This is a genomic window from Acetatifactor sp. (assembly GCF_982438285.1).
The window spans coordinates 1-7,654 of record NZ_CEWDFQ010000139.1; the positions used below are offsets into that span (position 1 = coordinate 1).

At 43.4% G+C, this 7,654-nt stretch carries 8 protein-coding genes; 7 read left to right on the top strand and 1 reads right to left on the bottom strand.

Going from position 1 to position 7,654, the window contains the following annotated elements:
* Positions 1-84: 84 nt before the first annotated feature.
* From AC1WIP_RS08360 to AC1WIP_RS08390, 7 genes are all read left to right on the top strand, one after another.
* Positions 85-354: a DUF6870 family protein gene (locus AC1WIP_RS08360; protein WP_481141413.1), complete on the top strand. Its 270-nt coding sequence runs from the start codon at positions 85-87 to the stop codon at positions 352-354.
* The gene (locus AC1WIP_RS08365) at positions 354-2,003 is read left to right on the top strand and encodes a recombinase family protein (protein WP_481141414.1); all 1,650 of its coding nucleotides are present in this window, start codon (positions 354-356) and stop codon (positions 2,001-2,003) included. The genes AC1WIP_RS08360 and AC1WIP_RS08365 overlap by 1 nt, the downstream gene beginning before the upstream one ends.
* A complete protein-coding gene (locus AC1WIP_RS08370; protein ID WP_481141415.1) occupies positions 1,960-2,586 on the top strand; it encodes a recombinase family protein in 627 nt (208 codons plus the stop codon). Before AC1WIP_RS08365 ends, AC1WIP_RS08370 begins: the two co-directional genes overlap by 44 nt.
* Positions 2,579-3,700 carry a recombinase family protein gene (locus tag AC1WIP_RS08375; RefSeq protein ID WP_481141416.1) on the top strand — a complete coding sequence of 374 codons (1,122 nt, stop codon included), beginning with the start codon at positions 2,579-2,581 and terminating at the stop codon, positions 3,698-3,700. Before AC1WIP_RS08370 ends, AC1WIP_RS08375 begins: the two co-directional genes overlap by 8 nt.
* Positions 3,697-5,262 carry a recombinase family protein gene (locus AC1WIP_RS08380; protein ID WP_481141417.1) on the top strand — a complete coding sequence of 522 codons (1,566 nt, stop codon included), beginning with the start codon at positions 3,697-3,699 and terminating at the stop codon, positions 5,260-5,262. Before AC1WIP_RS08375 ends, AC1WIP_RS08380 begins: the two co-directional genes overlap by 4 nt.
* A 98-nt stretch (positions 5,263-5,360) precedes the next feature.
* Positions 5,361-6,521 (top strand): AAA family ATPase, encoded by a 1,161-nt coding sequence (locus tag AC1WIP_RS08385; protein WP_481141418.1) that lies wholly within the window; start codon positions 5,361-5,363, stop codon positions 6,519-6,521.
* An 11-nt stretch (positions 6,522-6,532) separates the two neighbouring features.
* The gene (locus AC1WIP_RS08390; protein ID WP_481141419.1) at positions 6,533-7,060 is read left to right on the top strand and encodes a hypothetical protein; all 528 of its coding nucleotides are present in this window, start codon (positions 6,533-6,535) and stop codon (positions 7,058-7,060) included.
* Positions 7,061-7,224: 164 nt separating this feature from the next.
* On the opposite strand, the gene AC1WIP_RS08395 is transcribed toward AC1WIP_RS08390, so the two are convergent.
* The coding region (locus tag AC1WIP_RS08395; RefSeq protein ID WP_481141420.1) for a hypothetical protein at positions 7,225-7,654 on the bottom strand (430 nt) is incomplete at its 5' end.

Here is a 7,654-nt window from a genome sequence, read left to right on the forward strand (position 1 = left end):
ATGGAGGAAAGGGAAGTCCAGGCATAGGACAATCTGTGACAGTAATAAAATGAGGAAAGAGGAAAACTGTGGGAGCGGCATCAGATGTTAAATATAACCCAAAAAGAGCTGGATGAAATGGCGTCTGTGGATATCCGCACGGTGGATAGAAGCACCCTGACTGACATAAGAGATATCCATATTGACACTAAGCTGCCGATTGAAGAAAAACTGTCCTCATTTGCCAGACAGACCAATAATATTTACGTTCACCGTGTGGGTGATTTTGTGGTAAAGGTGAAATTTCAAAAAGAAGGCCCCAGCATAGATGATAAAATGGAGGAATATCTGCGGCATATGGCGGGAGTGCTATAATGGGCGGCAGGCTTTTCCTGGCGGCTATGTACCTGCGTCTTTCCAGGGAGGACAAGGAGAGCAGCCTGGAATCCGAGAGCAACAGCATCAAAAATCAAAGAGAACTGATCAGAGCCTTTATCCGTGCGCAGCAGGATATTGAGCTGTATGATGTTTATGTTGACGATGGATTTTCCGGCAGCAGCTTTGATCGGCCGGAATTTAAAAGAATGATAAGCGACATGGAAGGGGGAAGGATCAACTGTGTCATTGTAAAAGATCTTTCCCGTTTCGGGCGTGACTATATTGAAGCCGGAAGATATATTCAGAAAATCTTTCCGGCTCTTGGAGTGCGTTTTATTGCACTTACAGACCATTTTGACAGTTTTCACGCAGATGCTGGGGAAAGCGGCATTGTTCTTCCGGTCAAGAATTTTATCAACGATTCCTATTGCCGGGATATTTCTACAAAGGTGAAGAGCCAGTTTGAGGTAAAGAGAAGGAACGGCGAATATATCGCCCCATTTCCGCTCTACGGATATAAAAAAGCAAAGGATAACAGGAACAGGCTTGTTGTGGATGAATATGCGGCAGAGGTTGTAAAGAGAATCTTTGCATGGAAGATAGAGGGGGCTGCAGTTTCGGCTATTGCGGACAAACTAAACGATCTGGGCATTCTTTCGCCGAAGGAGTATAAGAAGTCAACAGGGATGAATTACAGGGGCGGTTTTTCCGGCGCGGCCACAGCTAAGTGGAGCAGCGCTGCGGTGAAGAGAATCCTGACAAATGAAATGTACCTTGGACATATGGTGCAGGGAAAAACGGAGAAAATCAACTATAAAATCAAAAAGAGCGTAAAAAAGCCCAAGGAAGCCTGGATTCAGGTGGAAAATACACAGGAGCCTATTATCTCAAGGGACAATTTTGAGGTGGTTCAGAATTTATTAAAGGCAGATGCCAGGATAAGTCCTGTGTCCAGGAGACAAAGTCCTTTTTCCGGGATTTTATTCTGCGGCGACTGCGGCGAGCAGATGATAAGGCGAGTGAATCGTTACAAAAATACGCAGAAGGTGTATTATATCTGTTCCACCAAAAATCGTGGGGAAGGCTGCAGCAGGCACAGTATTGGCCAGGAGCAGTTAAAGGAGATTGTGCTGGAGGCGGTCAGGAAATTTGCAAATTGTTTTTTGGAAGAAAAGGGGCTGTATGAAAAGGCCGCAGAAATGGAAATCAATTTTGAGCCTATGGCCCATTGTGATACAGAAATTACGAGGCTGAAGGGAGAGCAGGATAAATATTGCTTTCTCTGCTTTAGGCTGCATGAGGATTTGAGGGAAGGAATACTCACAAAGGATGAATTTGAGCGGCTTTACAGAGAATTTAAGCGGAAAGCCAAAGAGATTGGGGAAGCGTTAAAAAAGCAGGAGCTTATGCGCAGGGAATTGCTTCAAAACGGCGTTCTTTCGGCGGCAAGACTGAAGGCCCTGCAGGATTGCCCTAAGCTGAAGGAAATAGACCGCCATACCCTTTGCACAATGGTAAAGCGGATTTCTGTATTTGAAAATCAGAGGGTGGAAATTGAATTTTATTATATGGACCGGTATCGGCAGAACGGAGTGCATAGGAATGGGCAGACTTTCAAAGAGAGGCGCCTCATGGAGGAAGAGTGAGTGCGGCAGACCGGAAATTTCAGGGAAGAAAAAACGCTACAGGGCCGGTATTTATGCAAGGCTTTCATCCAGTCAGGGAAAAGAAGGCTGTGGGAAGAGGGATTGTGAACCAGCCCGGAAAATGGAATCCATAAAGACGCAGATTGAAATAGCAGAAAAATTTGTGGAAGAATTTAACAGTCAGAAAAGCAAAGAAGCCATTGATATCATCCGGTGCTACACCGATCTGGGAAAGACTGGCAGCAATTTTGAGAGAGAGGGTTTCCAGCAGATGATGGAGGATATCCGGCTTGGAGAGATCAACTGTGTCATTGTAAAGGACTTGTCACGGTTTGGCAGAAATTATCTGGAGGCTGGAAATTACATTGAAAAAATATTCCCCTTTTTGGGAGTGCGTTTTATTGCTGTTGCGGATGGCTATGACACCGGAATGGAAAACTGTGGGAACCATCAAATGGCTTCTGAAATTAAGAACCTTGTAAACGATATGTATGCAAAGGAGTTTTCACAAAAGGCCAGGCTGCATCTGAGGCAAAGAAGGATAGAAGGCTCTTATGTGGGCGGGGCGCCTCTATATGGCTGAATGGAAGGGGAAATGCCGGGTGCTGATACCTGATGAGAACACCAAAGAACTTGTCAGATTCATTTATGAGAAATTTATTGAAAAGGAAAGCTATTCTGCGGTTGCCCATGAATTGAACCGCAGGCGCATGAATCCTCCGGGTGTGTACCAAAAAACCAGGGAAGCATATTTCACCGGGAAGGAGGCAGAGTACAAAGGCTGGGACAAAGGTGCGGTTGAAAGAATCGTGAAAAGTGAAACCTATGTGGGAAGCTTAGTACAGGGAAAGACCAGCATAACCGCCAGGGATGAGAAAAACCGTGTTGATAAGCCAAAGGGAGAGTGGATTGTGATAAAACAGGCACACGAGCCGCTGATTGATAAAAAGCTGTATGACAAAGCGGGAGAGGTTCGACAGAAAATACAAAAAAGAACGGCGGCCCATAAGCATCCAGCAAAGGACTGTCCCATTGAAGAAAATATTTTTCACAGGGTGCTGTACTGTGGAGTATGCGGCAGGAAAATGACAAGAAGCAGCCGTGTAAGGCAATGTGCCAAGGGAGAGAAAGTGCGGCAGGAGGGATATTTTTGTCCCGGCAGCGGACAGACAAAGGCTGCATCCTGCCCGGAATCTAACCGTATCTCCAAAAAAGAGCTGGGGGATATTATTTTGTCCCTTATCCGTATGGAACTGGCGGTATTTTTAAATTCTCAAAAGAGCTGTGGAAAATATGGAAAATACACTCTGGAGGGAAGCATCAGAAGGTCAAAGGCATCCTTAAAAGTCATAGAGGGGAGAATCAGACGCTTATGCGAGGAGGAAGGCTGTGCTTATGGGGATTACCGGGCAGGCCAAATTTCCCCAAAAGAGTATGCGGCCTTCAAAACGGGGCGGGAGGAGTGGCTGGCGGATTTCAGAAAACAGAAAGAGGAATATGAGAGAGAAATCAAAGCCTTAGAGAAAATGTCGGAAGAATACCCTGGGAAGATGAAGGCCTTGATAGAGATGAAAAATGCAAAGGAGCTTACAAAGGATATGATAGAAGCCTTTATTGCAGAAATTTATGTGTATCCGGGAAAACGGATAGAGGTCAAATTTGCGTTTACGGCGTCCAGGAGGGATGAAGCAGAGTGAAGCGTCTGGCAATTTATTTGAGGTTATCTTTAGAGGATGGAAACATCGGTGAAAGCGGCTTTGGAAGAGATGAGAGCAACAGCATCAGCAATCAGAGAAAGCAGATACAGCAATACATACAGGGCGATTCTGAATTAAGCGGCTATGAGGCCGTGGAATTTTGTGATGATGGCTGCTCGGGAACAAGCATGGACAGACCGGGTATGCAGAAGCTGCTACAGGAGGTAAGGGCAGATCATATCGGGTGCATCATTGTAAAGGATATGTCCCGTTTTTCCAGGGATTATATCGAGATGGGAACCTATTTAAACCAGATATTTCCCTTTATGGGCATCCGGTTTATTGCAATCAATGACCATTATGACAGCAGAGAGCATCGCGGGAGCACGATACAGCTCGACACGGCTTTTCAGACTCTTTTATATGATTTGTACAGCAGGGATATCTCTGTAAAGGTTAAGACCTCTCTGGAAAATAAGTGCGCAAAGGGCGAATATGCTTTTGGACAGGTTCCCTTTGGGTATGAGAAAAGCAAGGAGGTAAAAAATGCCCTCATTGTAAATGAAAAGGAGGCGGAAATCGTACGCTACATCTTCGCCCTTGCAATGCAGGGCAAAGGCAGTACCTGGATCGCAAAGCAGCTTTATCAGGAAAACGTGCCAACTATCACGCAGATGCGCAGGCCGGAAAAAATGAATATGGATGATAAGGTACATACATGGAGCCCGCAGGCGGTCAGAAGCATACTGAACAACCGATTTTATCTGGGGGAAATGGCATATGGAAAAACGCTCAGGAGGTCGGTGGGAAGCCGGAAGGGCATTGCGGTGCCCAGGGAGGAGTGGAAGGTGATAAGGAATCACCATGAGGCTCTTATTTCAGAGGATATCTATGAGCGGGTATCGTCTTTTGGAGAGGACAATTCTGCAAAGAGAAAAAGCACTGCAAAACAGAATCGCAGAAAACATCCACTTACAGGCAGGCTGCGCTGCGGCGGATGCGGATATGCAATGGTCTACAAGCCCTTTTGCCAAAAGAACTGCTGCAGACGTTTTGAGTGTGGGAAACATGCGCTGCTGCAGATTTCAGACTGCTGTACCTATATACGTGCTGATCTGCTGGAGGAGGCGGTGCTCACATTGCTGAATAAGGAACTGCTGCTTTGGGGAGATGGCGTGAGACAGCGTGAACTACTGTCATCCTTTCAGCAGGCAGCTGGCCGGCTTTCAAAGACGAAGCTGGAAGAATGCAGACAGGAAAAGATGCAAATACAGGCAAAAAAGAATGCCCTGTATGAAAGCTATGCCCTTGACGCGATGGGCCAGGCAGAGTATCAGAAGCAATCCAAGAAGCTGAGTGAGAACCTGGCCGCATTGGAAAAGGAATACCAAAAAGCAGAAGGTGACAGGGAGCGGAGCAGTCGGTATTGGCATATGGAAGAATTAACGCAGCAGATAGCCGATACCTTTATCAAAAATGTGTACGTTTACAAGGATAAGCGGGTTGAGATAGAATGGAATTTCCGTGTGGATGCTGGGCGTGGTAATAAGTGTGTTAAATAAAAACGAAAATAATGTAATTACAAATTGAAATCATGAGAAAAAATGGTTATAATATAAATATAAAAACAAAATATTCGAAAATAAATGAGGAGGTTGCTATGAAGCTTTTGAAATTAACAATAAAAGGGCTGCCGCATTTTGAGGATATGCTGGATATAGACTTTGTAGCGCAGCAGAGAGTTGATGATGATGACAAAGAACGGCTTGCCAATGTGTTTTCAAATGTTTATGTCAATAAAGCCATTTCTTTTGTAGGCATTAATGCTTCTGGAAAGACAACAATATTGAAAGCAATCTCTTTTGTCATGAAAATGCTGAATAATGAGTCCATAAACAATATTCAATCGAAAACAATTTTGAATGATTTGGAAGATAATCAACAAGTGGTTATTACGTCATTCTTTTTTGACGGACTTTATGTAAATAAGCTGGAGACTTCTATCGAAAAAAGAGTGAACATTGTGGATGGAAGCGAAAAATTAATCATTCAGGATGAAAAATTATGGTCGAAAGAGAGCAGTAAAATAAGAACGAAGAAGGGTATTTTTGATTTCAGCGATTCGGATTTAAAGGAAAAAAGAAATAAAAATGAGCAATATTTAATGGATGATGTCAGTATCATTGTTGCAGAAAATAAGAAAAAAAATATGAGTCTTTCTATCTATGACATGCTGGAATGGACAGATCATAATATTCTGAATGTACTTGGAAGATTTCCGAAAGAACTTTTAACTTTTTTAGATCCAAGTATAGAGTATCTTGAATGCAGCCTGCTAAAAGAAAAAAAAGTAGATATCAGACTGAAATTTTATGGAAAAGAAGAGATTGGCATTAATTCTCCAATAGCTCTGGAAAATTATCTGTCTTCAGGAACGATAAAGGGATTGGGCGTGTTTATGAGTGCAGCGATTGCCTTTATGGAGGGAGGGTACTTGATCATTGATGAAATAGAAAATCATTTTAACAGAGAAATTGTAGCTACGTTAATTCGGTTTTTTATGGATGCAAATGTAAACAAGAATGGCGCCACTCTCATTTTTTCAACGCATTATTCCGAATTGCTAGACGAGTTTGATAGAAATGATGGAATATATGTGGTAAGAAATAAGGCAGGAATCAGTGCGGAAAATATATCTAAAATTTTGAAAAGGAATGATATCAAAAAAAGTGAAATTTATGACAGTGATTATTTGGGAGGCACCGTACCGACATACGAAGCTTACATGGCACTGAAAAAAGTGCTGATGAGTATAAAATAAGGGGGCTTCGTATGGGAAAATATATAGCGTGTATTTGTGAGGGCGGCGCGGAAAAGGCAATATTAGATTTGCTTCTTGATAATCATAAACTAATTTTTGAGCGGGAGGATCTGATTGAGGAAGAGGTTTTGAGAAGCAGAAGTGCCAGAGAGTTTGAAGAAAGATATTTGCGAAAAGGATTTGCGGAGAAAATTACAATCTATCGTATCTTGGATTCCCGCAGCGAAAAATTTAGTCTGAGTAAGGCATATGAGCATAAAGTAGATGTGAAAAATGTAATAACAGCACCAGAAATTGAAAAGCTGATTATTTGTAATGAAGGCAGGTATAGAGATTATGAGAAGGAAGCAAGAAAAAACCCAAGATTGAAGCCCAGTACTTATTGTAAATCAACGTTAAAGTATAAGAATGTGAAAAGCTATGATTTTGTGAAAGAATACTTTTCAGATATGCAGGTTTTAATAAATGCACTGCACGAGTACAGGAGGATTTCTAAAGTCCGGGCAAATGAGATGACAATATGGGATTTGCTGAGGTAGATAACCGGGTCAGATTATAGTGACATTTTAGTGTGGAAAAGTCAGGGGAAGTCCTGACTTTTCTTACAAAATGACTTGACAATAACTTGACATCAGCGGGATACGGCCGCCTGAACATGGTGGGAACCTTTGACGCACTCATCGGGCTGTAACCCGTGCTTTGCTCACCGGCTCTGGGAGGTGAGGAGGTCTGAAATTTTCTGCTCGGTGATCAGGGAGGAAATGCCCACAAGCCCTGTTTCAGGAGATGTCTGGCGTCTGAAAACATATTCAAAGCGGGAGAGATTGCGCAATTCCTGCTGAATACGGTCTGCAAGCCGGGGGCCCAGCACATCGGAAACAATACCGCCCAAAACAATAGTCCTGCAGTCCAGCAGTGCGGCAATGTTGTTGATGCAGGAGGCAAGGGGAGGGGCAATATAATCTATGATATCCCCAATAAGGGAAGCATCCGGCTGGACGCTTCTGTCAAAGACCATGCCAAAGCGCTTTTCCAGCAGACGGGAGCCGATCTGACATTCAATGGAATTTTCTCTTTTTAAGCCGCCCTCCTGCGAAAGAAAGGTAAAGGAGCCGATTTCACCACATGTATTG